This window comes from Streptomyces sp. NPDC007025, from assembly GCF_042869455.1.
Taxonomy (GTDB): domain Bacteria; phylum Actinomycetota; class Actinomycetes; order Streptomycetales; family Streptomycetaceae; genus Streptomyces.
In genome coordinates this window covers 45,801-70,406 of the sequence record NZ_JBIAFT010000019.1, presented here as the reverse complement: position 1 = coordinate 70,406, position 24,606 = coordinate 45,801, and the positions used below count along the sequence as shown (strand labels likewise).

Sequence of the window (24,606 nt, the reverse complement as noted above, 5' to 3'; positions counted from 1 at the left end):
CCCAAAATCTCCCCGCCGTACCAGAGTTGCCCGGACATGAGCGGTCGCGTGGGTACCGTGCGACGCTGTCGCTGCCGGGAGGGGAGCCATGGATGCAGTGTTCCGCGGGCTCTGCGGCGCCCCGCTCGGGCGGGCCGAGCAGGCGGGACTCCGGTGCCTTCGGCTTCCGGAGCCCCGCCTCCCCATGTCCCCCCGCGGCGACCCGGAGCCCCGAGCTCTCAGGGTCTGCCGCCCTCCCGGTTCCTGTCTCCCCCGGGGGAGGACGGGCAACCCCGCGACGACGTCACTCGAAGGTGGGGTATTCGCCGTGAGCCCCGACTGTTCGAATAAGGGTTCGATAGTCTGACGCGGCGGTCACGGGAGTGGGGGTGTCACGACGCATGGTGCGACGGATCGATGTGACGGGTGTGGACGGAATCCACCTGGCGGCCTGGGAGTTCGCCGACCCGCCCAAGGCCGGTCCCGAGGCCGTGGCCGGGAGCGACCCCGAGCCCGGTGCGGCGTCCCGCACGCCGGGCAGCGGCCGGGGCGGGACACAGCGCCGCAAGCCGCCCGGAGTGCTGCTACTGCACGGACTCATGGGCCGTGCGTCGCACTGGGCCAGCACCGCCCGCTGGCTCACCGACCGCTACCGCGCGGTCGCCCTCGACCAGCGCGGCCACGGCCGGAGCGACAAGCCGGACGAGGCCCGCTACGACCGGGAGGCGTATGTCGCGGACGCGGAGGCCGCGCTCGAACAGCTCGGCCTCGCCCCCGTCGCCCTCGTCGGTCACGCCATGGGCGCGCTGACCGCCTGGCAGCTCGCCGCCAAGCGGCCCGACCTCGTCCAGGCCCTGGTGATCAGCGACATGCGGGCCTCGGCGCTCGGCGAGCAGTCCCAGCGCGAGTGGGAGGAGTGGTTCACCTCGTGGCCGGTGCCCTTCGCGACCCTCGCCGACGTCCGCAGATGGTTCGGTGAGGACGATCCCTCGCTGGAGCGCTCCCGCGCCTCACGCGGTGAGTTCTTCGCCGAGGTGATGGCCGAACGCGAGGACGGCTGGCGGCCCGTGTTCTCCCCCGAGGTGATGATGCGGGTCCGCGAGGCGTGGGTGCACGACGCGCACTGGGACGAACTCGCCCAGGTCCGCTGCCCCACCCTCGTCGTCCGCGGTCTCGACGGCGAACTGGGCCGTGCCGAGGCGCAGGAGATGGTGCGGGTGCTGCCGCGCGGCATCTACGCGGAGGTCACGGAGGCCGGGCACCTCATCCACTACGACCAGCCCGACGACTGGCGCCGCGTCGTGGAACCCTTCCTCCAGGCGGCCCTCCCCGCAGGCACCTGACCGACCCGCCCACCGGCTGCCCCGCGTCCCGCACGGGGCAGCCGAGCCCCGGGGGCCGGGACCTGCCTCCCGGCTCCCGCCCCGGCTGCGGTCGTTCTGCCGTCTGCCGTCTGCCGTCTGCCGTCTGTGGGCGGCGACGTGTCGCCCGGGGACCCGGACCCTCGGGTCCCTCAACGCGCCGCCGCGGCGGTTCCGGCCACCCGGTACGGGGCCGCGGCCGGGCTGTTCCGGGCCGGGTGTGCGCGAGGATCCGCTCCCGGCAGCGGGCCGGGTGGCGGGCCGCCGGGTGCCGCCGGGGCGGGGCTGGCGGCGGTGGGTGAGCCGGTCGCGGTGCGGTCCGCCGTCCCGGCCGGCCCCGCCGCCGAGTGGGCCGCGCTGTCCGGCGCGGCGCGGACCGCGCGTCCCGCCGCCTCCCGGCCGCAGGCGTAGGCGAGCGTGGGGAGCAGTTCGTCGACGTCCGGCAGCCAGCGGTTGGCGGCGTTGGGCTCGCGGGCCCACTGGACGGCCCCGCGGGTGCCCAGCCGGGTGGGCGGCGCCGCCACCCAGTCCCCGGCTCCCTTGGTGCGCAGGTCCAGCGCGGAGGGGGACCAGCCCAGGCGGCGCAGCGTGGCGGGCACCTTCGCCGCGACGCCGGGCAGTACGAAGAAGAGCATCCTGCCGTCCGGGGCGCAGGTGACCGGCCCCAGCGGCTGCGCCATCCGCTCCAGCCGGGTGAGCGCGAGACAGCCGGCCGTCTCGGACACCTCCAGCGCGTCGAAGGCGCGTCCGGTCGGCAGCAGCACGGCGGCGCGCGGTTCGGTCGCCCACAACCGGCGCACGGTCGTCGCGCTCCCCGTCGTCTCGTCCGCCCAGCCGGCGCGCGCGGGATGTGCGCCGGGCGCGGGGCAGGCGCGCTCCCCGCAGGAGCAGCGCGGCACGCCGTCCACCGTCTCCAGCCAGGTTCCGGGGAAGACGTCCCAGGCCCGCTCCTGCGCGTAGCGCACTGCGTGTTCCAGCGGAGCGGTTTGCGGTGCTGTCGTGCGCTGCCCCGGAATGCGCGTGCGCGTGGTCACTCCAGAGGCGTCGGAGGTATGCGAGATATCCGAGGTAAGTGTGATGGTCTCTTCCACGACCATCCCAACTTTCGTCCCCCGCAAGGGTTACGGGCGCGGAGCGGAGCGGATCGGGGCACGACGGCGCATACGCCGGTCGAGCCGTCGCTGTTTCCGCAGCCCAGGGGGCAGGCCGCGCTCGGAACGGCGCAAAGGGGCATGTGTAGGGGCGCGTACACAGAAGGGCGGCCCTGGGTGGGTAGTCCCCCTGCGGTGCATTGCGCTGTGAAGGGCGGGGTTCGAGGGAATCACGGGCATATGCGCCGCGCCCGCAGTAGTGATCGCGCCCGGTCAGCACGGAAACCACGGAGGGGGATCTCATGGCCGCCAGGCCGCTCGTCGCGAGGCAGCCCAACGAACGCCTGCAGGCGCTCATCCAGGAAGCCGGGTGCTCGAACGCGGGCCTGGCCCGCCGCGTCAACATGTGCGGATCCGAGCACGGACTGGATCTGCGCTACGACAAGACCTCCGTGGCCCGCTGGCTGCGCGGGCAGCAGCCGCGCGGCCGGGCGCCCGGCATCATCGCCGAGGCGCTCGGCCGCAAGCTGGGCCGCACCGTGACGATCGACGAGATCGGGATGGCCAACGGCAAGAACCTCGCCTCCGGAGTGGGGCTGCGGTTCGCTCCCACGGTCGTCGGCGCCGTCGAGCAGGTCTGCGAACTGTGGCGCAGCGACGTGGGCCGCCGGGACTTCCTGACGGGCTCGACCGTGGCGGCGTCCGCGCTGGTCGAGCCGAGCCGGGACTGGCTGATCACACAGCCCGACCACCAGGTCTCGCGCTCGTCCGGGGCCCGGGTGGGCGAGCCGGACGTGGCGGCGGTGCAGGCGATGACCGAGGCGCTCTCCGACCTCGACCACCGCTACGGCGCCGGTCACATCCGCCCCGTGGTGGTGCATTACCTCAACAGCGTGGTCTCGGGGCTGCTGGCCGGCTCCTACAAGGAGGCGGTCGGCAGGTCGCTGTTCGCCGCCGTCGCCCGGCTGACCGAACTGGCCGGCTACATGGCCGTGGACACCGGGCAGCACGGGCTGGCGCAGCGCTACTACATCCAGTCCCTGCGGCTGGCCCAGGCTGCCGGGGACCGGGCCTACGGCGGTTATGTGCTCGCCGCGGGAATGAGCCACCTCGCCGCGTCGCTCGGCAACCCGCGGGAGATCGCGCAGTTGGCGCGCGCGGCGCAGGAGGGTGCGCGGGGGCGGGTGACGCCGCGGGCCGAGGCGATGTTCCACGCGGCGGAGGCCCGGGGGCATGCGCTGATGGGGGACGAGCGGGCCTGCCAGGGTTCCGCGTCCCGTGCGCTGACGGCGATGGACGGTGCCGAGTCGGCCGCCGGGTCCGGCGACGACCCGTCCTGGATCGCGCACTTCGACCGCGCCTACCTCGCGGACGAACTCGCCCACTGCCACCGCGACCTGGGGCAGGCCGAGCGCGCGGCGGCCCGTGCGGAGGAGGCCGTCACCGGCCACCCGGAGGGGCGGGCGCGGCGGCGCGCGATCGGGCTGTTCCTGCTGGCGGACGCGCAGGTCCAGCAGCGCGAGGTGGAGCGCGGCTGCCACACGGCCGGCGAGGCCGCGCGGCTGCTGGCCGGGCTGCGGTCGGACCGGGGAGCGGAGTATCTGGAGGACTTCCGGCTGCGACTGGAACCGTACGGGGCGGAGCCCGTGGTGCGGGAGTTCAACGAGAGTCTGGAGCCCACCCCGGCAGCGTGACCAGCGGGTGCCGACACGTGAGCCGAACATGGCGCGACACCTGCCCCGGCGTGGGTGCCGACGTGTGAGCCGACGTGCGTACCGGGGCGCGAGACCCCTCGAAGAAATGCCGCATACATCCCCTTCTGAGTGCTTCATGCCGACATCGGGTGAAGGAAGGGTGTCCGCACATCTGGGTGCGTGGTCGCCCGTTGGGGTGACCCGGTAGCGTGACCCGACGCTTCCGCTAGCCATGCGAACGAGGAGTCTTGGTGACAACGCACAACGGACGCGGACAGGACGGGACTTCCGGCTCTCCCGGCTCTCCCGGTGACGCCCTGCCCGCCTCCACGACCCCCTACGAGGGAGTCGTGCTGCCGTCCAACGGCGACCCGTGGACTCCTCAACAGCAGCGCCAGGTCCAGTCCGAGCGCGACCGCGTGCAGCCGCCGGCCGGGCAGCCGTGGGGCCGGCCCTGGGGGCCCGGCTCCGAAGCCGCCGGGGGCCCGGCCCCGGAGGCCGGGGCCGGCGCGCAGCACAGCCCCGGCTACTGGGGCGCGCCGCAGGACGGCGACCGGCCCGGCGCATTGCCCCTGCCGCCGGAGGGCACCCCCGCCCGCCCGCCGCACCCCCCTTCGATGCCGCCCGGGGGCGCCGGGTCGCTGCCCGGGCCCGGGGACTTCGGCCCGGGAGGACCGCAGGGGGCGGGCCCCGGCGCGCTGCCGCCCGAGGGAGCCCAGGGCTACGACCGGCCCGGCCCGGACGCCTACGGCCGGCCCCCGTCGCCGGACGGCGGCGCGGGATATCCGCAACCGGGCGCGGCCGACCCGTACGGGGCGCCCGCCCAGGGCGGCGCCCACGCGCTGCCCCAGCAGCCGCCGGCGTACCCGCCGTCGACCGGCCCGACGGACGGCTCCGGGTGGCACGCGGCGCCCGCGGCGCCGCCCGGCCCGCCGCAGGCCGGGGGAGTGGACGGCGACGCCACCCAGATGCTTCCGCCCTTCCCGGCGGACCTGCCCTCCTCGGCCGGTGCCGCTCCCGGCGGACCCACCGTCCACGGCGGTGCTGTCGGCCCCGACGACGGCACGCAACTGCTGCCGCCGCAGCCCGCCGGGCCGGTGAGCGGCGGTCCGGACAGCGAAGCCACCCAGTACATGGCGCCCGTTGCGGGCGGCGACTCCGAGGCCACCCAGATGCTGCCGCCGATGTCCGCCGACGCGGGCCCGCCCGGCGGCGGGGGCCAGGGCCAGGGAGAGCCCGAGGCGCGCAAACCCCTCCCCGAGTTCGAGAACCTCTTCCGCTCCGACTCCCCGCGGTCCGGCGGGCCGGGGCGGGCCCCCACAGGCCGGGACGAGCCGGGCTCCACGCAGAACCTGCCGGTGTTCGACCCGGCGGCGGGGCCGCAGGGACCCGGCGGCGGCTACGGCTACCCGCAGTCCGGCTCCCGGAGCGGCGGCTACGGCTATCCGCAGCCGGGTTCGCAGGGTGGCGGCTACGGCTATCCGCAGCCCGGTTCGCAGCAGCACGAGCCGCAGCCGGGTGGCCGGGCGGCGCGGCGGGACGCCGGCCGCGGCCGCCGCCGCACGCCTCCGTGGCTGCTGATCGGCGGCGGGCTGGCGGGGGTCGCCGTGGTGGGGCTGGTCGTCGGCCTCCTCCTCGCGGACGGCGGCGACAGCTCGGGCGGCGACAAGCCGAAGGCGTCCACGGCTCCCGCGGGGGAGGAGTCGAGCGCTCCGGCCGACCCGGCCGAGGCGCAGGCCAAGAAGCTGGACGCGCTGCTGGCCGACAGCAACAACAGCCGCTCCCAGGTCATCCGTTCCGTGCAGAACATCAAGAACTGCACGCAACTGGGCAAAGCGGCCACCGATCTGCGGTCGGCCGCCAAGCAGCGGACCGGTCTGGTGCGGCGGCTCGGCGAGCTGAAGACGGACAAGCTCCCCGACAGCGCGGAGCTGAACTCCGCGCTCAAGAGCGCCTGGCGCTCCTCTGCCTCCGCCGACAACCACTACGCGGCCTGGGCGGACCAGGCGGCGGGCAAGAAGGGCTGCCACAAGGGCAATGCCAAGACGACCCGGCAGCTCGCGGCGGCCAACCGCGCCAGCGGCTCCGCGACCACCGCCAAGAAGAAGGCCGCGGGGCTGTGGAATCCGACGGCGAAGAAGTACGGCCTCAAGGAGCGCCCCTTCGGTTCGCTGTGAGCGCCCCGCGCACGGGTGCCGGTGGGGAGAGAGGGCCCGCGCCCGGGCGCCGCGCAGGCGGAACGTAGGGTCGGTGACCATGCAGCAAGCAGGTTCGGTGAAGCCTTCCCGACGTGGGCGTCGTTCCACCACCATGGACGGCATGCCTGTCAACGACGTGCCCTGGTGGCGCTGGCGCAGCAACGTGCGCTCCGCGCTGCACATGCTCTCCGACCAGACCTTCCAGCACGAGTGCTGGCTGGCCGGACGTCCCGGATACGGCGATGTCACGGACGCCGTCTACCGCCTGGTCGAGGACACCTGGCTGGACAACTGGTCCGCGGAGAAATACGTCGGGACGATCTTCCGCGACGCGCAGGAGGCGCAGTCGGTGGACGCGGCGGTGCTGCGGGTGCTGCGCATCATGCACCAGGTCGGCGCGGACGCACCGGTCGCCTCGTATCTGGAGCATCCGGAATGGCCGGAAGCCGTCCGGGCCGCGCGGGAGGCGCACCTGCTGCTGGCCGGCAACGACGGCGACGACCCCGACGAGCCGCCCCGCTCGCTGGAGGTTCTGGCGATCATGCTCAGGGCGGTGTGACGGGAGGTACCGGGAGGGCGTGACCGGATCCACGGGCCGGGTGTGACCGGACGCACCGGCTGCGTGCACCGGATGCGGGAGCACGTCCGCGATGTGCCAATCTTGGGGCCATGAGCCAGTCGCACCCCGCTCCCGACCGTTCCGCCGAAGCCGCCGGGGGCACCGCAGCCGCCGAGAGCGGGCAGCCGGGTCAGTTCCTCCTGACCCTCTCGTGCCCGGACAACCAGGGCATCGTCCATGCCGTCTCCAGCTACCTGTTCATGACCGGCTGCAACATCGAGGACAGCCAGCAGTTCGGGGACCGCGACACCGGGCTCTTCTTCATGCGCGTCCACTTCACCGGGAACACCACCGTGGAGAAGCTGCGTGCCAGTTTCTCCGCCGTCGGCGACTCCTTCCGGATGGACTGGCAGATCCACCGGGCCGAGGAGCGGATGCGGGTCGTCCTGATGGTGAGCAGGTTCGGGCACTGCCTCAACGACCTGCTCTTCCGCTCGCGGATCGGCGCGCTCCCTGTCGAGATCGCCGCGGTGGTCTCCAACCACACCGACTTCGCCGAGCTCGTCGCCTCCTACGACATCCCCTTCCACCACATCCCTGTGACGAAGGACACCAAGGAGGCGGCCGAGGAGCGGCTGCTGGAACTCGTCGAGGAGGAGCGGGTCGAGCTCGTCGTCCTCGCGCGCTACATGCAGGTCCTCTCCGACAACCTGTGCAAGCGGCTGTCCGGGCGGATCATCAACATCCACCATTCGTTCCTGCCGAGCTTCAAGGGCGCCAAGCCCTACCACCAGGCGCACGCCCGCGGCGTCAAACTCATCGGCGCCACCGCGCACTACGTGACCGCGGACCTCGACGAGGGCCCGATCATCGAGCAGGAGGTCGAGCGGGTCAGCCACGACGTCACCCCCGAGCAGCTGGTGGCCGTGGGGCGGGACGTGGAGTGCCAGGCGCTGGCCCGCGCGGTGAAGTGGCACAGCGAGCACCGCGTGCTGCTGAACGGACACCGCACCGTCGTCTTCACCTGACGCCCTGACCCGGCGCCGCTTCCGGCGGCTGCCCGGTTCCGGTTCCGGGACCGTCAGAGGCGGGAGAGCGAGGCCGTGGCGTAGAGGACGTCCTGGATGGCCTGCGGGTCGCCGTCCTGGCCCGCGGCGGCGTCCAGCGGCGGGACGTGGCCCGCGGCGAGCTGGCAGAACTCCAGGTCGTCCAGTGCGATGTGGGCGACGGTGCGCTCGGGTGAGGCGCGGGCGCCGGGGGAGTCCAGCGGGATGTACCAGTCGCCGCCCCCGCTGCCCTCGACCTCCAGATGCAGCGTGCGCCCCGGTGCTCCGGCGGCGGCCAGACCGCGCACCGGCGGCGCGAGGCCGCTGCGCCGGCGGGCCGCGATGGCGCCGGGCAGCTGCCGCGCCGCGAGGTCGACGAGCTGGTTCAGATGCGCGGGGCCGGGCGGTTCGTACGGGTAGTCGACGGCCTGGGCGACGTCCCCGGCGTGCAGCCAGCACTCGAAGGCCCGGTCCAGGAAGGCGTCCCGGAGCGGGAGTGTGAAGCCGCCGTAGTCCACGCGCCGGTCCGGCGCGGCGGGATGCACGCCGCCTGGACCGGCGTCCTCGGCGGCGAGGAACGACACGTCGCGGATCAGTGCGTGGCTCTGCGCGCGCCAGCGCTCGCGGGCGGCCTGGGCGCGTTGTCCGGCGTCGTCCAGCGCCCAGTAGACCTCCGTCCGGGTCTGCGGTCCGGCGCCGGGGCCGGCGGGCAGGGTGCCGGAGGGCAGCGGGTCGGGCAGCCCGATGCCGGTCGCGACCAGCCCGTCCACCGCGAGCAGATGGCCCAGGACACCGGCCACGGTCGTCTCCCGCGCGGCCTGCCGCTCGCCGTCGAACCAGCGCAGCCGCACCGGAGCGCGCCATTCCGCCTCGGTCATGTCGCGCAGCAGCGCGTCCAGCCGGGCCGTCTCGGCGTCGTACGGAGCCGCCCAGGCGGGCGTCGGTATACGGGCCGGACGGCGGTCGAGGCAGCCCTCCAGGACCCGGGAGCGCAGCATCGGATCCAGATCGAGGCTGTCCTCGGAGTGCAGCAGGCCGACCGCGTCCCGCAGCCGCAGCGCCTCCTCGGCGCAGGGCGCGCAGTCGGTCAGATGCGCTTCGACGGCGGCCGTCTCCGCCGGGGAGCAGGCCGCCAGCGCCCAGGCCCCGAGCAGCGAGGTGAGCACCCGGTGCTCGTGCGGGCCGGGCGGGGTGTCCGCGGTGCCGGTCGCGGGCGCCCGCCCGCTCGGCTCCGGCCCGGCGGGCTGTTCCGGACCCGGTCGGGCCGGTGGCCGGCTCACGGCCGGTGCCCGGGTGGCGCCACGGCGGGCCGCGGCATCGCGGAGGAGAGGAGCTGGAGCCCCAGCCGCAGCCGGCGCCGCGCCTCGTCCTCGGTCACGCCGAGGGTGCGCGCGGCCTGCCGGTAGTCGTGCCGCTCGAAGTAGGCCAGTTCGAGCGCGGCACGCAGCGAGGAGGGCATGGAGGTGACGATGTAGTCGGCCCGGGCCGCGGCTGCGGCCGCACGGACCTGCTCCTCGAACCGCTCGGCCTGCTCCGGGGATTCCGGGTCCGCGTCCCGCCGCTGCTGCCGGCGGAGTGCCGCGGTCGCCGTCCGCTGGGTCAGCGCGGCCACCCAGGCCCGCATGGGTCCTTCGCGTGGATCGAAGGCGCGCGGGTGCTCCCAGATGTAGGCGAAGACCTCCCGCGTCGCGCTGTCGGCCGCCGCCTCGTCGGCCAGCACCCGGTGGGCGAGGCCGTGCACCAGGGAGGCGAAGCGGTCGTAGAGCTCGCCGAGTGCCGCGGCCTCACCGCGCGCGAGCCGTTGCTGCATCTTCCGGTCCCAGCGCGGTGATGTGTCGTTCGCCAAGGTGGCCCCCAGTCCTCCGGTTCCGCCGTCCGCTTCCGCTCAGCGTCCGTTCCGCGTGCGGCGGTGGCACGTCCGGCGGTTTCCCTTCCGCTCCTGTGATGCCCGTCAACCCCTCGAATGTAGTGCGAGCCGCCGACAACGCACGCCCCTTTTGACGCAACGCGCGCCCCGGTGCTGTCGCCGAGGGTGCATATCGCGTCACGCTGTGCGTGGTTCGGGTGGGAAGTGAGAGATTGGAGGGGTGGCTGCGGTCCGGCGTTATGGGGGCGTGACCACAAGTTCCCGCAGGTTCCCGCGGGTAAGGGCAGGGGAACGCATAGGGTCGGTTCCCCGGGACCAGTTTTGGAGGGGTGGGCCAGGGCAGCCGACTGCTGTAGGCGATCGACGAAGGGGTTGCGGGGCGTGTCGTTGAAGGTGCTGGAGGAGGAGCGGGACGGGTGGGCCGTGCTCCGGGTCTCCGGTGAGCTGGACCTGGTCACCTCACCCGCGGTGCGGCAGCATGTGCACGATGCCGTCGCGGAAGGGCGCAGGAGCCTCGTGCTCGACCTGTCCGACGTCCTCTTCTGCGATTCCAGCGGAGTGGGCGTCCTGATCGCCTCCCGTCGGCTGATGCGCTCCTGCGCGGGGCGGCTCCGGCTGATTCTGCCCGCGCGCGGCGCCGAGGACGGCTCCCACGTCAACCGGGTGCTCTCCGCACTGGGTGTACGGCGGCTCTTCGACTGCTACCCGGACCTGGCCGCGGCCACCGACGCGCACACGACCACCGGCCCGCTCACGGCGTGACCTCCCGTCGCGCGGTGTGACGGCACCGCGTACGCGGGAAGCCGTTCCCCCGCGCAGCGCCCCACGCCTCATCCTCTCTCTCCCTCCCGTCTCTCCCTCCCGGCCGCCTCGGCGGCTCCAGGGAACCGCTCCCGCTGCTCGCACTTGAGCACCTTGCGCAGCGTCCCGTCGCGCGGCAACGCCTCCACCGCCGTCACCTGCTCGGCCGCCGCGCACGCCCGCTCCCCGGTTCGGGTCCGGACGGTCGCGGCGCACCACCTCGCCGTGCAGCGCTACCGCACCCCGGGGACATCCGATGGGGGTGGGGGTGATTACGCAGGGTTATGACTGTCTTGTGTGTGACTCTTGGCCACCGTGAGCGGAAGATCGTATTCCACTCGGATACGCTCCCTGAGTGCGAGTACGGCGGCCGCGGGCCGCCGGCGGAAGGCGCGGGCCGCGCCGCCGAGCGGTGTCGGCCCCGACAGCCAAGGGGGGCAAGGGTGTCCACGAGATACGGGCGCGGTCGTTCGAGTCCCCGGGCTCGGCGTCGCACAGTATGCCGTGCGTCTACTCCTTTGCGCCGGAATATGCCTGAAGCGCTTGTTGGCTTCACTATGAGTCAACCATGCTGTTCTCGCTGGAGTCACAATCCGTGACTACTTGGAGACGCGAGGCGATGTGTCCGCCAGTTCGGATGGTGTGAGCGGTGCAGGTGCTTCTGGAGCAGTTGGAGATCGGATCCGATCCGACGGAGGTGGCCCGTGCCCGGAGGTGGGCCCGGGCCCGGCTGGCGGGATCGGGGGTGGACGCCGATGAGCCGCTGGCCGAGACGCTGATTCTGCTGATCTCGGAACTCGTCACCAACGCGGTGGTGCACACCGGCTGTCCGGCCGTCCTGTGCATGCTGCTGCCGCGGCGCTGCTCGGCCGGGGCCGCGCACGAGGTGGCCGGGTCGGTCCGGGTCGAGGTGGCCGACGCGAGCAGCCGCGCGCCGCGCCGCCGCCTGGCCGAGGGAGAGGACACCGGAGGCCGCGGCCTCGAACTCGTCTCGGGTCTCGCCGACCGCTGGGGCTGGGAGCACGAACCGGGCGGCAAGCGGGTCTGGTGCGAGCTGGACACCGCGCCGCTGGGGACGGTGGATCCCGTGCCGGCCAACGGCCGGGAGCCGGGCACCCGTCGGGAGGCCCGGGCGAACGGTGAGCCGCGTGCCGGGGGGAACGTGGGTGCGCGCGTCAATGTGGCCGGGGCGGGCGCTGGCGCGTTCGGCTGAGCGCGCGCCGGGCAATACGGGCATAACTCCCAAAGTCCAGACCAGGTGTTGACGTCTCGTACCGGTTTGATCACCCTTGGGTGGAGCGATTCGTCGTGAGGGGACGACGAGGTACCTGAGGTTCCTCGGCGAGTGCGGGTCGCGTTCCGGCGCCGACCTCCGTCCGAGGGCGGGTCCCCGAGCGCCGGAGTCGGGTGGCGGTACGCCGTGCCGTGCTCGGGGCGCGCACCGGAGCGCCGCCACCCGACTGTGCCCGGCCTGGCCCGGCCCGGCCCGGCCCGGCAACCGCCGCCGGTGCCCGAGTCGGGTGCGCCGATGGGCCGGGGCTGCTCGCGGCGGGCGCCCGTCGGAGGCGGCGGACCACTGCGCCGCCGCGCGATCCGCTACGCCGCGGCGTCCGCGGCATCCTCCGTGTCCGCTCCCGCCGCGGCCTCCGCCCGGAACGTCCGGCGGTAGGCGCGGGGGGAGACGCCCAGCGCCGCGTGGAAGTGCTGGCGGAGGGAGGCGGCCGTGCCGAAGCCGGCGCGTGCGGCGACCCGTTCGACGGGCAGGTCCGTCTCCTCCAGCAGTTGGCGGGCGCGTTCGATGCGCTGCTGGGTCAGCCAGCGCAGCGGCGTGGCGCCGACCTCCTCGCGGAAGCGGCGGGTGAAGGTGCGGACGCTCATGGACTCGCGTGCGGCGAGTTCGCGGAGGGTCAGCGGGTGGTCCAGGTGGTCCAGGGCCCAGGAGCGGGCCGTTCCGGTGGAGGAGCGGCGGGGTTCGGGGACGGGGCGGCGGATGAACTGGGCCTGCCCGCCGTCCCGGTGCGGCGGCACGACGGTGCGCCGCGCCACCGTGTTGGCGACGGCCGCGCCGTGGTCCTCCCGCACGATGTGCAGGCACAGATCGATCCCGGCCGCCTCACCGGCGGAGGTCAGCACGGAGCCCTCGTCCACGTAGAGCACGTCCGGGTCCAGCCGCACGGCCGGATACAGGGTGCGGAAGCTGTCGGTGGACATCCAGTGGGTCGTCGCCCGCCTGCCGTCCAGCAGTCCGGCGGCGGCCAGGACGAAGGCACCCGTGCAGATTGATGCCACGCGGGTGCCGGGGCGGACCCGTGCGAACGCCTCGCGGAGCGGTGCGGGCAGGGTGCCCTCGGTCTCCGTCTCGTCCGGCTCGTGGGTGGCGGGGACGACGACCGTGTCGGCCTCCGCCAGCGCTTCGGGGCCGTGCGCGACGTGGATGGGGAAATCGGCGTCGGTGCGGACGGCTCCCGGGGTGACGGCGCAGGTGAGGACCTCGTACAGCGGGTCGCCCTGCGCGGTGGCGGCGCGGCCGAACACCTGGTGCACCAGCCCGAGTTCCATCGGCAGCACGCCGTGCCTGACCAGGACGGCTACCCGGTGCAGTCCGGGGCGGGTGAAGGCGGCCATGGCCTGATCCTCGCACACGGTGCTCCTCGGGCCACCTGATCCGCCCGGCTCCCCGTGCGCCCGGCCCGCCCCGGCTCCCCGTGCGCCCCCCGGTTCCCCGTGCACCCGTTCCGCGCGGTCGCCGGAGGCCGTGACCTGCCCGTTCCCGTGCCGCGGGCCGGTTCACGGGTATCCGCTGAGGTGTGGCCAGATCCTTTCACTCGTCGTCCGTCCGGTCACTCGTTCCGGCCCCCGGCCGGACGCAGGATCGGTGGCATGCAGACGACGACGAAGACGACAGAGGCGACAGAGACGCCGGAGACGCCGATGAAGACCCTGTGGATCTTCGCCCACCCCGAGGCGCGCTCCTTGAACGCCGCGCTGCGGGACACCGGCGTCGCCGCACTGCGGGAACAGGGACACCAGGTGCGGGAGTCCGATCTGTACGCGATGGGCTGGAAGCCGGTCGTCGACGGCACGGACTTCCCCGGCGGGGCGCCGGCCGGGGAACGGCTGCTGGTCGGGGACGCGCAGGAGCACGGCTACGTCACGGGCGGGCTCAGCGCGGACATCCGGGCCGAGCAGGAGAAGATCGAGTGGGCCGACACCGTGGTCTTCCACTTCCCGCTGTGGTGGTTCGGCCCGCCCGCCATCCTCAAGGGCTGGTTCGACCGGGTGCTGGTGCAGGGCTTCGCGTTCGGTGTACGGGACGCGCGGGGCGCCGTCCGCCGGTACGGGGACGGGGGGCTGGCGGGCAAGCGCGCCATGGTCGTCACGTCGGTCGGGGCGCGTGCCTCCGGTTTCGGGCCGCGCGGCGTCCACGGGTATGTCAACGATGTGCTCTTCCCGCTGCACCACGGCACGTTCTGGTACACGGGCATGGCGGCGCTCCCGCCGTTCGTGGTCTACGGGGCCGACCGGGCGAGCGCGGCGGACGTCGAGGAGCGCCAGGAGGAGCTGCGCGAGCGGCTGCGCACCCTGCACACGCTCGCCCCGTTGCCCTTCCGGTACGAGGCGGGCGGCGACTACGACGCCGATCTGGTGCTGCGACCGGCACTCGCCCCCGGCCGGACCGGGCTGGAGGTGCACTCCAGGTGACCGCGGGAGCCGGCAGTGGGGACGGGCCGCCGGCGACGGATCCGGGCCACCGCGGCCGCCGTGCTCAGTCCCGGCCGTCGACCGGCGCGAACGTGCCGAGGCGGCCGCGGTGGAAGACCAGCGGGTCCCCGGCGTCCTCGGCCGCGTCCAGCGCGCGCACCCGGCCCACCACGATGAGGTGGTCGCCGCCGGTGTGCACGGCGTGGATCTCGCAGTCGATCCACGCCGCCACGCCCGCCAGCAGCGGCGACCCCGTGACGGGCGCGGGACGGTGCGAGACCCCGGCGAACTTGTCGGCGCCGCTCACCGCGAAGGCACGGCACAGCTCGCCCTGATCGGCGGCCAGCACGTTGACGCAGAAGACGCCGGTCCGTGCGATGCGGGGCCAACTGGTGGAGGCGCGGCCCACCATGAACGACACCAGGGGCGGTTCCAGCGACAGGGAGGCGAAGGACTGGCAGGCGAACCCGGCCGGCCCCGGCGCCCCGCCGGACACCGCCGCGGCGGAGCCACGTGCCGGGTTGCGCTCCGCGGGGTCCTCCGCGGCGGGTGCGGTCACCACGGTGACACCCGAGGCGAAGCCGCCGAGCACGCGCCGGAAGTGGGCCGGATCGACGGGGGCGCGCTCGTCCTCGCGCACGGCGCGCGGGCCGGCCGCGGGGAGCGTGCCGGATTCCGCGTCCGGTCCGGTGCCCGGCCGCTGCGTGCTCTGCCGCTCGGCGCCCGGTCGGTCCGCGCCGGACCGTCCGCTGCCGGGCCGGGTGTTGCGCGCACCGCGGGTGCCGCGGCTGGCCGGTGCGCCCGCGGCGCGCAGATAGCGCGCCGCGGTGGCTGCCATTCGAGCGTGTCCCCTCATGGATTCATCGCACCTGATGCTTCGTCAGATCGGAAGTTGCGGCCGTTTCCCCGCTGTCGTGCTGACGCGCACGGCAACTCCAGAGTAACCACGGTGCTCCACCCCGCCTCGAAGCCGGGTCCACGGCACCGGGGAAGCGCGGGGCGGCCGGCGAGGGCCCGGGCTTACTCCCGGCAACGCCCGCTCCGCCGCTTGCGGCGCTCCGCTCAGCGCGCGGCGCGCGCCACGGCCCTGGCGATCCGGCGTGCGTCCAGCGAGAGTTCGCGCAGGGTGCCGCTGAGCGGGTTCGAGAAGCCCGTGAAATAGAGGGCCGGGGCGGCCGCGTGGGTGCGGCGACCGTGTGCGCGGGGCAGCCCGCGGGAGTCGAGGATTCCCAGATGGCCGACCAGGTCCTCCAGGCCGCGCCGGTATCCGGTGGCGGCGACGACCACCTCCGGGGAGACCGTCTCGCCGTCCGCGAGTGTCACCTTGCCGCCGTCGAACGACTCGACGGCGGCCACCGGCTCGACCTTGCCGCGCCGCACCGCGGCCACGATCCCCACGTCCAGTACCGGGGTGGCACCCTGGCGGGCCCGGGTGTAGAGGCCCGTCTCCGGGCGGGGCAGCCCGTGCCGGGTCAGGTCCGGACCGGACGCCCTGACGACCTGCGCGGCCAGCCCGTCGCCGAGCCGCACCGGCAGCCTGCGGCCCAGGATCGCACTGAGTTGCGAGGGCCAGCCCAGGGTGGAGCGGCGAAGGATGTGCGGAGGGGTGCGCACGGCCAGCCGGACGCGTCCGGCGCCGCCCTCGGCCAGGTCGGCGGCTATCTCGGCGCCGGTGTTCCCCGCGCCCACCACCAGTACGTCGCGACCGGCGTAGGGCGCGGGGGAGCGGTAGCGGGAGGCGTGCAGCAGTTCCCCGGTGAAGTCGTCGCGACCGGGCCAGGGGGGTAGGTGGGGGGTGTGGTTGTAGCCGGTCGCGACGACGACGGCGGGTGCGGTCAGCCGCCGTCCGCCGTTGGCGTGCAGGATCCACCGTGCGCCGCCCGCGGGAGCCGGTGCGCCCTCCGGGGCGTCGGTCCGCTCCAGCCTGTGCACCTCGACGCCGGTGGCCAGTTCGATCCGGTGGTGCGCCGCGTACTTCTCCAGGTAGCGCACCACGTCGTCGCGGGTGACCCAGCGCCCGTACGCGCGGGGCAGGGGCAGTCCGGGGAGCGCGGACCGGGCCCGGGTGGTGTGCAGGCGCAGCCGGTCGTAGTGGCCGCGCCAGGAGGAGCCGACGGCGTCGCTCCGCTCCAGTACGACGGAGCTGATGCCGCGCTCCCGCAGGGCCGCGGCGGTGGCCAGGCCCCCGGGGCCGGCCCCGAGAATGTGGACGGGTGTGCCGCTTTCGGACATGGGCATGCCCACAATCCTAGGGCGGTCCTGTCGGCTCTTGCGGGCGAGTGCCCGCAAGCCGTGGGATCAGGTGGCGTCGGTTGCGGGGGCGCCCGGTCCCGGACCGTCGCTCCCCCACGAGTTCACCCCGGCCCTCTCGGCAGCGCATCGAGCGCGTGGCGGCACCGGCGTCGGCGCGCTCCATGCGCGACGACGCCGGATTGCGGAGGCCGGCGGGACGAAACCGCCCGGCCGTGCGCGTGACGGCCCTTCGGCCCGCCTCGGAGCAGGCGCTTCGGAGAGTAATCGCTGGTGCGAAGGGGGACACCTGCTGCATGCTGGCCGGGTGCAGATCCGAACCGCCACCGAGGCCGACTGGCCGGCCATCAGTCCTTTCCTCCTGCGTATCGTCGCCGCGGGGGAGACCTACACCTATCCCCGCGACATGGACGAGGACGCGGCCCGCGGTACCTGGATGCTCCCGCCGCCCAGCCGCACCGTCGTGGCCGTGGACGACGCCGGAACGGTGCTCGGCTCGGCCAAGATGAACCCCAACCACATGGGCGGTGCCGCGCACATCGCCAGCGCGAGCTTCATGGTCGACCCGGACCACGCGCGGAAGGGCGTCGGCCGGGCGCTGGGGGAGCACGCCCTGGAGTGGGCCAGGCGGGAGGGCTACCGGGCGATGCAGTTCAACGCCGTGGTGGAGACCAACACCGCCGCCGTGGCGCTGTGGAAGTCGCTCGGTTTCGAGGTCGTCGCCACTCTGGAGGAGGGGTTCCTGCACCCCCGGCACGGGTATGTGGGTCTGCACATCATGTACCAGCGGTTCTAGCCGGTACCGACAGTTCCGGCCCGGGTCCGGTGCGGATCCGGAGACGGCGGGGAGACGGTGGAGCCGCTGCCCGGTGTCGTACTGACATCGACGGGCGCCAGGAGCCGGCGACCGCAGCACACGGGACTGCGTGTCCGCTCGGGGAGGGCAGAGGGAGCCGTGGCTGCCGGCGGGCAGCAACTTCGGCAGGCCGGGTCATCCTGCCTGGACCGGCAATCCGCGCAGGGAACCCGGAGGGGTGTTCCAGCTACCGGGGCCGGACCTCGCGGTACGGGCGCGGCAGTCGGAGGGGGAGGAACGCAAGCGGCAGGGGCTACTTGGCGGGCTTCTTCCCCGTCACCCCGAGGTGGACCAGCAGCGCCAGGCTCGGCTTCAGCTCCGCCTGCTTGACGCCCCAGCTCTGGAAGCCCTTCTGGTGCCCGGCGACCGAGGCCAGCATGGCGACCAGGGAGCCCGCCACCGCGGCGGCGTTGACCTCCTTGTCGACCCTGCCCCGCGACTGGAGGTCCTTGATCGCGTCGGTGAGGGAGCTGTTCACCGAGTTGAGGACCTTCATGCGGATCTTGTAGAACCGCTTGTCGCCCTCGGCGGCGCCCAGGTCGACCACCCGCAGGATCGCGTCGTTCTTGCGCCAGAACCCCAGGAAGCCCTCGACCAGGTCCTCGGCCGTCTGCCGGCCCGCCTTGCCGGTCCAGGAGCGCCCGGCCACCAGGTCGGTGAGGGCCGTACCCTCCTTGGCCATGGCTTCCGCGATCTCCAGGACGGCGCCCTCGACATCGGGGAAGTACTGGTAGAAGGTCGCCGGAGAGGTGCCCGCTCTCCGCGCCACGTCGATGACCTTGACGTCGCGGTAGGGCGAGGAGCTGAGCATCTCGCTGAGGCAGTCGAGCAGCTTCTGCCGTGTCGCCTGACCGCGGCGTCCGGCCACCCGACCGTCGACGGTTCGCACTTGTCCTGTCATGCCGTCAGCTTACCGAGGGGTGATCGGCCCGCGATTCGTCAGCGGGCAAACGGGGTGCGCCCACTTCTCCGGCGGGGGTGGGGGCAATCGGGGTGATACTCGTGCGAGGGGGCAAGCCGGATTCTCCGGCCCATCCGGGCCTTTGTCCGCCCGCGGCGACACGTACGTGCCGCCCCCGGGTTCGCAACCGGCGCGTTCGCCAGGAAGAATCAGCGTCCGGACCGCCAGGTCCGGCACGGCAGTGAGAGGCTGCACGGGGTGGGAACGGGCAGATTTTACGGCCCCTACGGGGAGGTGGCAGGACAAGTGGTGGAGCAGCTCACACAGCACGATCCGCGGCGGATCGGCCCGTTCGAGGTGCTGGGCCGTCTCGGTTCCGGCGGTATGGGGCTGGTCTACCTCGCGCGCTCGGCGTCCGGCCGCCGGGTCGCGATCAAGACGGTGCGCACCGAACTGGCCGAGGACCAGCTCTTCCGGGTGCGCTTCACCCGCGAGGTCGAGGCGGCCCGGGCGGTGAGCGGCTTCTACACCGCCGCCGTCGTGGACGCCGACCCGCGCGCCGCCGTGCCGTGGCTGGCCACCGCCTATGTGCCCGCGCCCTCCCTGGAGGAAATAGTCACCGAGTGCGGACCGGTGCCCGTACAGGCCGTGCGCTGGCTGGCGGCGGGGGTCGCCGAGGCGCTCCAGTCCATCCACGGCGCGGGCCTGGTGCACCGCGACCTCAAGCCGTCCAACGTGCTCGTGCTGGAGGACGGCCCCCGCGTCATCGACTTCGGCATCGCCTCGGGCGTCTCCAACACCCGGCTGACCATGACGAACGTTGCCGTGGGCACCCCCGCATACATGTCCCCCGAGCAGGCGCGGGACTCCCGCAGCGTCACCGGGGCCAGCGACATCTTCTCGCTCGCCTCCACCCTCGTCTTCGCCGCCACCGGCCACGCGCCCTTCCACGGGGCCAACCCGGTGGAGACGGTCTTCATGCTGCTGCGCGAGGGGCCCGACCTGGAGGGGCTGCCGGAGGCGCTGCGGCCGCTGATCGACTCCTGTATGCGGATGGCCGCCGAGGAGCGGCCCACGCCCGCCGATCTGCAGGCGCAACTCGCCCCGCACCTCTTCGGCGCCGGGAGCGACGACAGCGGCACGGTGTCGGCCTGGCTGCCGTCCACGGCTGTCTCGCTGATCGAGCGCCGCAGAGGGGGCCGCACGATGCGGCGGCAGAGCGCGGCCGCGGTCGACGGAGCAGCCGCCGGGTCCGGGCCCGGCGCGGCCGCGGACGGTGGCGGAGGCTCGGCCCTCGGGTCCGTGGGACCCGGCGGGCCACCGGCCGCCGGACGCGCGGCCGGCGGACAGGACCCGGCGGCCTCCGGACCGGGGGGACCCGGCGCCGCCGTCGCGGAGTGGGATCAGGGCATTCCGCCGGGGCCGCGGGCCGTCGGCTGGACCGGGCCGTCCGGCGCCGCCCTCGGGTCCGCGTCCGACGGGGTGCCGGGCGGCCCGGACGCCGGCTCGGCCCAGGGCCCGGGCGCGGACGCGGGGCCGGTCGTCTCGCGCCCGGCCGCCCAGCCCGGAACCCCCGGCGCCGGGTCCGTGCAGTTGCCCGGCGCGCAGGTGCCGATCGGACCGGGGCCTCGGCGCCCCGACGAGACCGGCCGGGACGCCGAGGCGGCCGCCACCTCCGGCTGGGTGCGTCCGCCCGCCGGCCAGGACGGTGCCCCGCAGGCCGCCGCCCAGCCGTATGCGCAGCAGCCTCCCAGGCCCGCCTCGGCGGCGGTGCCGTCGCTGTCGTCGGCCGAACCGGCAGCGCCGGCGCCGCCCGCGCCGCACCCGCTGGCCCGCCCCTACGGGGCTCCCGGTCCGCGGCACGCGGGGAACTCCGACCATGGTCCGGGGCAGCCCTCGACCGTGCCCCCGCCCGCCGGACCGCCGCTCCAGCAGCACTCCGGGGTGCCGCAGTCGGCGCCGTCCGCGGGGCCGGGGCAGGCCGGCGGCGGCCCGCTGTCCGACGGTCCGCAGCGCTGGCGTCCGTGGCGGTTCCGGATGTCGAACGACGTGTGGGGCTCGCCCGTGGTCGCCGACGAGCTGGTGTACGTGACCTCCTTCGAGGTGCACGCGCTGGACGTGGCGAGCGGGCGCAGGCAGTTCAAGACCCGGGAGGTCGCCTGGTCGATGGCGGTCTCCGGGGGCCGGGTGCACGCCTCGGACGGGCCCAGCCTGTACGCGCTGGACGCCACCGACGGTTCGGAGCGGTGGCGGCTGGCCACCGACGGCTGGGTCTACTCGCTCCAGGTCGACCGCGGCACCGTGGTCACCGGTACCCGCGGCGGCGGGGTCCAGGCGTGGGAGGCGGCCAGCGGCGAGAAGCTGTGGGAGCTGACGGGTGCGCAGGCCGACTTCGAGACCCCGGAGGCGGGCCCGGTCATCGCCGACGGCGCCGTCTGCACCTGGGCCGACGGGCGGCTGTACGTGCTGGAGGCGCGCACCGGAGCGGAGCGCTGGACCTACCCGGTGGGCGACGCCTCCGCCACCGGCGGGGTTCCCGTGCGGGTGACGTCGGCGCCGGACGGAACCCTGTACGTGTGTGCGGGCTCCCGGGTGTTCGCGCTGGACGCCGCGACCGGGCGCGAGCGGTGGCGGTTCGACGCCCCGGCCGCCTTCCTCTGCCCGCCCGCGTTCGTACCGGGCCCCGGGGTGACCGGCGGGGGCATCTACCTCGCCGACTATCTCGGCACCGTCTACGCGCTGGACTCCGGTACGGGCCACGACCGCTGGCGGATCGCCACCGAGCCCCGGCACTCGACCGAGCCGGTCGTCACCGCGGACGGGCTGGTGCACCTCGGCAGCGGCAGCGCCCTGTACACGCTGGACGCGGTGAGCGGCACGCCCCGCTGGCGCTTCGCGACCGGCGCCGACGTGGTGGGCGCGCCCGTCGTCGCCGACGGGCGGGTGCACTTCGGGTCCGCTGACCACTGCCTCTACACGGTCGACGCGGTGGGCGGGCAGCTCCGCTGGAAGCTGGCGACCGGCGGCGAGATCACCGGTTCGCCGGTGGCCGTCGGCGGGGTGGTGTACGCGTGCAGCAAGGACCGCTGCGTCTACGCGCTGGACGCCACGAAGGGCACCGGCCAGGCCCGCCACTCCGCCTGAGCCCGCCCCCTCCGTCCGCGTCCCGTCCGCGTCCCGGGCGCCCACCGGGGCACAGCCGGGTGGGGGCCGGGAGCGGGCGGTCGCTCAGGCCGCGTCCCGTCCGCGGTGCGGCCAGGTGTCCTCGTCACCGGGGTCGCCGGGGTCGCCGGGGCTGCCGGGCCGCCGGCTCCCGGAGGGCGGCCAGGCGTCCCCGGGCCGCCGCTCGTACGGTTCGTCCAGCGGGGCCCCCTGGGTGCCGGGCTGCGGCTCGTACGGTTCCGGGCCCTCGGGCAGGGGCGGCTCCGTGCGCATCTCCCGGGGCCCGCCGTACGGTTGCTGCGGCGGAGGCGCCCCCGGCTCGGGTGGCTGCGGCCCCGGGTACCCCTGTGGCGGCGGAGGGGCTCCGCCCGCGCCCGGTCCCGGCGGGGGCTGCTGCCACCGGGGATCGGCCTGCGGCCGTTCCGGCGGCGGGGGTCCCACGAACGGCTGCTCCAGGGTGTCCTCGGTGCGGTCCGGCGCTCCGTGGAAGGGCGGTGCAGCGGCCGCGGGTTCGGCCGCGTGCCGCCGTCGGGCCGCGGCGCGGCGGCCCGACATCAGGGCCCCCGCGAGCAGCAGCAGGAATCCGCCGCCCAGGGCCAGCCAGGCCCCGGAGGCGAGCCCGCCGGTGTTGCCGGCGGAGAGGCTGCCGGCGGCCTGCCCCTGCCGCACCATCCACAGGACGGTGACGCCCAGGCCCAGTACGCCCGCCAGCGCCACGGTCAGCCGCGAGCGCAGCAGCACGCCGAGCACGGCCACCACCGCCACGGCCAGCATCAGCACGAACAGCCCGGTGAACAGGGCCGCACCGGCGGTGGTGACGCCGGTCCCCGTGAAGAGGTCGTCGATGCGGAAATCACGCCCGAGGCGGCCGTCGTACCACGGTCGGAAGGGGCTGTATACGGCGGCCGCCGCTCCGATGAGGGCGAGCAGGGACCCGAGCAGGTTCCGGATCATGGTCTCGCCTCGCTTTCCGGCGCCGCTCCCGGCGCCGCACGGGTGCGTGATCCGCATTCGACGCTACGCCGCCGGGAACCCCCTCGCCACCGCGCGCGTCCTGAGCCGATGATAGGAGTTGTACTGCACGCGACAACTGCCCGGACAGGTGCCTGGCGCCCCGGGTGCCGTGTGCGCGCGGCGCGCACCGACCGTCGCGGAACGACGTCTCGGGGGAGTCCCATATGAAGCGGATGCGTCATCTCAAGCTGATCGCCGCCGTCACGCTCGTGCTGGTGGCGTTGAGCGGCTTCAGCCCGGCCCGTTCCTCGGGCGGCCGCGGCGGCAGCAAGAGTCACAGCAAGAGCCGCAGCGGGCACGGCGGCGGCGGTTGCAGCAGCAAGAAGTCCAGCAGCCACAGCTCCAGCCGGCACTACGACAACGACTACGACAGCGACGACAGTTACGGCACCACCACCTCCGGCGGCTCCAGCAGCTCCCGCCGGGACCGGGCCAGGGGCTCGGGCACCGTCACCGAGTGCGCCGCGGCCAAGGGGAAGAACCTGAAGAACCGGGACGAGCCCGGTGCCACCGTGCGGGTCCGCAACTCCGGCGGCAGCAACGGCACCTTCGACGTCGAGGTGGCCTTCCGCGACGGCAACAGCGAGATCGTCGACACGGGTTCGGCCTTCGCCGTGGTGCGCCCCGGCCGCAGCAAGACGGTCCAGGTGCCGATGGACCACCCCGACCAGCTGCGCAAAGTCCGCGAGTGCGAGGTCACCTCGGTCTCCTGAGCCGACCGGCCCCCTGAGCCGAGCGGGCCCGCGAGGGCGACCGCCTCAGGGGGCCGGGCCTCCGGGGCGCCCGGTCCCGGGGTGACGCCGTTCAGGGTGTGGAGTGCCCCAACAGGAACAGGCCGCCCAGGACGAGGAAGACCGTGATGACGATCAGGGCGAGACCGACCGGGTTTCTCGGGTTGTACACGTACCGGTTGGTCCCCCAGCGGCTGCGGATGAAGACGGGCTCGTGATCGCGCTTGTGCATACCGGAACCGTAGAAGGCGCGGGCCGCCGTGTCGGGGGCTGCGCCCGGCAGTCTCGGCCGCCCGCAGCCTGCCGGGCTGCGCCGCGGGCAGGCCGGGCGGCACCCGTGGACGGCGGCCACCTCGCTCAGCAAGGTCATCCGCCGGTCTCCGTCGCCCGGTTCCCGGAAAGCAGTGCGTACGGTGAGCCGATGCGCAGCCTGCCGCCGATCTCCGGGGCGCTGCCCTCGATGGAAGTGTCGTAGGCCGGCGCGACGTCCACATCCTGTGGACACAGGTCCGCGTGCTCCCCGAGCTGCTGCGCCGCCGTCCGGGCCGGGCCGCGCAGAGGGCCCCCGGCCCGGTGGTCGACCATCCCGCAGCGCTGCGCCCGGCCTGGAGACGGATCCGCGCCGGGGCGGACGGTGTGGCCCCGGCGCGGACCCGGACCGGGTACTCACCCGGCTCAGGTGCGGTGGTCGTTCTGCCGCGTGAGCGGCACCGGCGATCAGGTGGAGTGGTTGTTCTCCGTGTGGGCGGCACCGGCGGTCAGGTGGTGCCCCACGGACGGCTGATCGGCGGTGGCGGCGAGGGAGGGCCCCGCCAGCAGGCCGACGAGGCCGAAGGCGAGTGCCGTTGCGGCAAGAATGCTTCTTACACGACTCACGGTGACTCCAGGTCGGTTCGGGATCGAATGCTTGTGCCTTGACTGTTCAGTACCCAACTCCGGGCGTTCTGCCCGGACAACCGGCGACCGGTCCGCACCGGTCCCGTGCGGGCCGACCGCCGGTGGGCGTGGCCGCCGGGTGCGGGCCCGGGCCCGCACCCTGGCGGTGAAGGCGCGGGTTGCCATCGACGACTCCCCCTCCACGCCGTCGATGGCGACCCGCGCTTCCTCCCCCTGCGGTGATGGTCTCGTTACCGGGCGCCGACTTGGGCCTGCTCCGGCTCCCCGGACTCCGCGGATATCCAGGGGTCCTCGGACGTCCCGGGCTGCTGCGACGCCTCAGGAAGGATGGTGCCGTGGTTGTTCTGGGCGACCATCGGCGTGCTGGTGCCGTGGTTGTTCTCCGTGCCGGACGTGCTGGTGTCGTGGTTGCTCTCGGTCCCCGTTGTGGACTCTTCCTGCTCGTCCACGGTCTGCTCGTGAGTGGCCATGGTGGCTAGCTCCTCGATCTAGGGCGT

At 74.4% G+C, this 24,606-nt stretch carries 22 protein-coding genes and 1 pseudogene; 11 read left to right on the top strand and 12 right to left on the bottom strand.

Features of this window, described 5'->3' with window-relative positions:
• Nucleotides 1–380: 380 nt before the first annotated feature.
• The gene (locus ACFYMO_RS29770; RefSeq protein WP_366771131.1) at nt 381–1,322 is read left to right on the top strand and encodes an alpha/beta hydrolase; all 942 of its coding nucleotides are present in this window, start codon (nt 381–383) and stop codon (nt 1,320–1,322) included.
• Between the two features lie 407 nt (nt 1,323–1,729).
• On the opposite strand, the pseudogene ACFYMO_RS29765 reads toward ACFYMO_RS29770, so the two are convergent.
• Nucleotides 1,730–2,437 (bottom strand): annotated as a pseudogene (locus ACFYMO_RS29765) (bifunctional DNA primase/polymerase); the annotation flags it as partial.
• Nucleotides 2,438–2,733: 296 nt separating this feature from the next.
• Here ACFYMO_RS29765 and ACFYMO_RS29760 point away from each other — a divergent pair.
• The 4 genes from ACFYMO_RS29760 to purU all read left to right on the top strand — a co-directional run bounded on the left by ACFYMO_RS29760 (nt 2,734) and on the right by purU (nt 7,910).
• Entirely contained in the window at nt 2,734–4,125 is a 1,392-nt protein-coding gene (locus ACFYMO_RS29760) for a transcriptional regulator (protein ID WP_366771130.1), read from the top strand.
• Nucleotides 4,126–4,376: 251 nt separating this feature from the next.
• A complete protein-coding gene (locus ACFYMO_RS29755) occupies nt 4,377–6,302 on the top strand; it encodes a hypothetical protein (RefSeq protein WP_388550275.1) in 1,926 nt (641 codons plus the stop codon).
• A gap of 79 nt (nt 6,303–6,381) precedes the next feature.
• Nucleotides 6,382–6,882 carry a hypothetical protein gene (locus ACFYMO_RS29750; protein ID WP_388550272.1) on the top strand — a complete coding sequence of 167 codons (501 nt, stop codon included), beginning with the start codon at nt 6,382–6,384 and terminating at the stop codon, nt 6,880–6,882.
• Nucleotides 6,883–6,992: 110 nt separating this feature from the next.
• Nucleotides 6,993–7,910 carry a formyltetrahydrofolate deformylase gene (gene purU / locus ACFYMO_RS29745; protein ID WP_366771127.1) on the top strand — a complete coding sequence of 306 codons (918 nt, stop codon included), beginning with the start codon at nt 6,993–6,995 and terminating at the stop codon, nt 7,908–7,910.
• Between the two features lie 53 nt (nt 7,911–7,963).
• Here the strand turns inward: purU and ACFYMO_RS29740 are convergent, their stop codons facing one another.
• Together ACFYMO_RS29740 and ACFYMO_RS29735 are read right to left on the bottom strand one after the other, a co-directional pair.
• Nucleotides 7,964–9,208, bottom strand: a complete 1,245-nt coding sequence (locus ACFYMO_RS29740; protein WP_366771126.1) for a zf-HC2 domain-containing protein — start codon at nt 9,206–9,208, stop codon at nt 7,964–7,966.
• A complete protein-coding gene (locus tag ACFYMO_RS29735; protein ID WP_366771125.1) occupies nt 9,205–9,774 on the bottom strand; it encodes a sigma-70 family RNA polymerase sigma factor in 570 nt (189 codons plus the stop codon). Before ACFYMO_RS29735 ends, ACFYMO_RS29740 begins: the two co-directional genes overlap by 4 nt.
• A 402-nt stretch (nt 9,775–10,176) precedes the next feature.
• On the opposite strand from ACFYMO_RS29735, the gene ACFYMO_RS29730 reads away from it, so the two are divergent.
• Together ACFYMO_RS29730 and ACFYMO_RS29725 are read left to right on the top strand one after the other, a co-directional pair.
• A complete protein-coding gene (locus ACFYMO_RS29730; RefSeq protein WP_019359510.1) occupies nt 10,177–10,557 on the top strand; it encodes an STAS domain-containing protein in 381 nt (126 codons plus the stop codon).
• Between the two features lie 688 nt (nt 10,558–11,245).
• Nucleotides 11,246–11,809: an ATP-binding protein gene (locus ACFYMO_RS29725; RefSeq protein WP_388550267.1), complete on the top strand. Its 564-nt coding sequence runs from the start codon at nt 11,246–11,248 to the stop codon at nt 11,807–11,809.
• A 383-nt stretch (nt 11,810–12,192) separates the two neighbouring features.
• On the opposite strand, the gene ACFYMO_RS29720 is transcribed toward ACFYMO_RS29725, so the two are convergent.
• On the bottom strand, nt 12,193–13,221 hold the full coding sequence (locus ACFYMO_RS29720) for a helix-turn-helix domain-containing protein (RefSeq protein WP_366771226.1): 1,029 nt from the start codon (nt 13,219–13,221) through the stop codon (nt 12,193–12,195).
• Between the two features lie 306 nt (nt 13,222–13,527).
• Here ACFYMO_RS29720 and ACFYMO_RS29715 point away from each other — a divergent pair, with 306 nt between their 5' ends.
• Nucleotides 13,528–14,298, top strand: coding sequence for an NAD(P)H-dependent oxidoreductase (locus tag ACFYMO_RS29715; RefSeq protein WP_366771224.1), 771 nt, complete (start codon nt 13,528–13,530; stop codon nt 14,296–14,298).
• Nucleotides 14,299–14,362: 64 nt separating this feature from the next.
• Here the strand turns inward: ACFYMO_RS29715 and ACFYMO_RS29710 are convergent, their stop codons facing one another.
• Nucleotides 14,363–15,136, bottom strand: coding sequence for a flavin reductase family protein (locus ACFYMO_RS29710; protein WP_366771123.1), 774 nt, complete (start codon nt 15,134–15,136; stop codon nt 14,363–14,365).
• 224 nt (nt 15,137–15,360) lie between these two features.
• Complete coding sequence (locus ACFYMO_RS29705) at nt 15,361–16,530, bottom strand: NAD(P)/FAD-dependent oxidoreductase (RefSeq protein ID WP_366771223.1); 1,170 nt, start codon at nt 16,528–16,530, stop codon at nt 15,361–15,363.
• 325 nt (nt 16,531–16,855) lie between these two features.
• Between ACFYMO_RS29705 and ACFYMO_RS29700 the strand changes: the two genes are divergently transcribed.
• A complete protein-coding gene (locus ACFYMO_RS29700; protein ID WP_366771122.1) occupies nt 16,856–17,344 on the top strand; it encodes a GNAT family N-acetyltransferase in 489 nt (162 codons plus the stop codon).
• 313 nt (nt 17,345–17,657) lie between these two features.
• On the opposite strand, the gene ACFYMO_RS29695 is transcribed toward ACFYMO_RS29700, so the two are convergent.
• Complete coding sequence (locus ACFYMO_RS29695; RefSeq protein ID WP_366771121.1) at nt 17,658–18,305, bottom strand: TetR family transcriptional regulator; 648 nt, start codon at nt 18,303–18,305, stop codon at nt 17,658–17,660.
• Nucleotides 18,306–18,611: 306 nt separating this feature from the next.
• Between ACFYMO_RS29695 and ACFYMO_RS29690 the strand changes: the two genes are divergently transcribed.
• Nucleotides 18,612–21,449: a PQQ-binding-like beta-propeller repeat protein gene (locus tag ACFYMO_RS29690; RefSeq protein WP_388550370.1), complete on the top strand. Its 2,838-nt coding sequence runs from the start codon at nt 18,612–18,614 to the stop codon at nt 21,447–21,449.
• 84 nt (nt 21,450–21,533) lie between these two features.
• Here ACFYMO_RS29690 and ACFYMO_RS29685 read toward each other — a convergent pair whose 3' ends face one another.
• Nucleotides 21,534–22,421: a hypothetical protein gene (locus ACFYMO_RS29685; RefSeq protein ID WP_366771119.1), complete on the bottom strand. Its 888-nt coding sequence runs from the start codon at nt 22,419–22,421 to the stop codon at nt 21,534–21,536.
• A 224-nt stretch (nt 22,422–22,645) separates the two neighbouring features.
• On the opposite strand from ACFYMO_RS29685, the gene ACFYMO_RS29680 reads away from it, so the two are divergent.
• On the top strand, nt 22,646–23,194 hold the full coding sequence (locus tag ACFYMO_RS29680) for a hypothetical protein (protein WP_366771118.1): 549 nt from the start codon (nt 22,646–22,648) through the stop codon (nt 23,192–23,194).
• 91 nt (nt 23,195–23,285) lie between these two features.
• On the opposite strand, the gene ACFYMO_RS29675 is transcribed toward ACFYMO_RS29680, so the two are convergent.
• The 4 genes from ACFYMO_RS29675 to ACFYMO_RS29660 form a co-directional block, all read right to left on the bottom strand.
• Nucleotides 23,286–23,444: a hypothetical protein gene (locus ACFYMO_RS29675; RefSeq protein ID WP_366771117.1), complete on the bottom strand. Its 159-nt coding sequence runs from the start codon at nt 23,442–23,444 to the stop codon at nt 23,286–23,288.
• A 134-nt stretch (nt 23,445–23,578) separates the two neighbouring features.
• Nucleotides 23,579–23,797, bottom strand: a complete 219-nt coding sequence (locus ACFYMO_RS29670; protein WP_366771116.1) for a hypothetical protein — start codon at nt 23,795–23,797, stop codon at nt 23,579–23,581.
• Nucleotides 23,798–23,929: 132 nt separating this feature from the next.
• Nucleotides 23,930–24,088 (bottom strand): hypothetical protein, encoded by a 159-nt coding sequence (locus tag ACFYMO_RS29665; RefSeq protein WP_158687652.1) that lies wholly within the window; start codon nt 24,086–24,088, stop codon nt 23,930–23,932.
• A gap of 251 nt (nt 24,089–24,339) precedes the next feature.
• Nucleotides 24,340–24,579: a hypothetical protein gene (locus ACFYMO_RS29660; protein WP_366771115.1), complete on the bottom strand. Its 240-nt coding sequence runs from the start codon at nt 24,577–24,579 to the stop codon at nt 24,340–24,342.
• Nucleotides 24,580–24,606: the final 27 nt, after the last annotated feature.

Coding starts and splice junctions, on each gene's coding strand:
- ACFYMO_RS29770 (WP_366771131.1), top strand. CDS start 381: ATGGTGCGACGGATCGATGTGACGGGTGTGGACGGAATCCACCTGGCG.
- ACFYMO_RS29760 (WP_366771130.1), top strand. CDS start 2,734: ATGGCCGCCAGGCCGCTCGTCGCGAGGCAGCCCAACGAACGCCTGCAG.
- ACFYMO_RS29750 (WP_388550272.1), top strand. CDS start 6,382: ATGCAGCAAGCAGGTTCGGTGAAGCCTTCCCGACGTGGGCGTCGTTCC.
- purU (WP_366771127.1), top strand. CDS start 6,993: ATGAGCCAGTCGCACCCCGCTCCCGACCGTTCCGCCGAAGCCGCCGGG.
- ACFYMO_RS29720 (WP_366771226.1), bottom strand. CDS start 13,221: ATGGCCGCCTTCACCCGCCCCGGACTGCACCGGGTAGCCGTCCTGGTC.
- ACFYMO_RS29715 (WP_366771224.1), top strand. CDS start 13,528: ATGAAGACCCTGTGGATCTTCGCCCACCCCGAGGCGCGCTCCTTGAAC.
- ACFYMO_RS29710 (WP_366771123.1), bottom strand. CDS start 15,136: ATGGCAGCCACCGCGGCGCGCTATCTGCGCGCCGCGGGCGCACCGGCC.
- ACFYMO_RS29705 (WP_366771223.1), bottom strand. CDS start 16,530: ATGTCCGAAAGCGGCACACCCGTCCACATTCTCGGGGCCGGCCCCGGG.
- ACFYMO_RS29695 (WP_366771121.1), bottom strand. CDS start 18,305: ATGACAGGACAAGTGCGAACCGTCGACGGTCGGGTGGCCGGACGCCGC.
- ACFYMO_RS29685 (WP_366771119.1), bottom strand. CDS start 22,421: ATGATCCGGAACCTGCTCGGGTCCCTGCTCGCCCTCATCGGAGCGGCG.
- ACFYMO_RS29680 (WP_366771118.1), top strand. CDS start 22,646: ATGAAGCGGATGCGTCATCTCAAGCTGATCGCCGCCGTCACGCTCGTG.
- ACFYMO_RS29675 (WP_366771117.1), bottom strand. CDS start 23,444: ATGCACAAGCGCGATCACGAGCCCGTCTTCATCCGCAGCCGCTGGGGG.
- ACFYMO_RS29670 (WP_366771116.1), bottom strand. CDS start 23,797: ATGGTCGACCACCGGGCCGGGGGCCCTCTGCGCGGCCCGGCCCGGACG.
- ACFYMO_RS29660 (WP_366771115.1), bottom strand. CDS start 24,579: ATGGCCACTCACGAGCAGACCGTGGACGAGCAGGAAGAGTCCACAACG.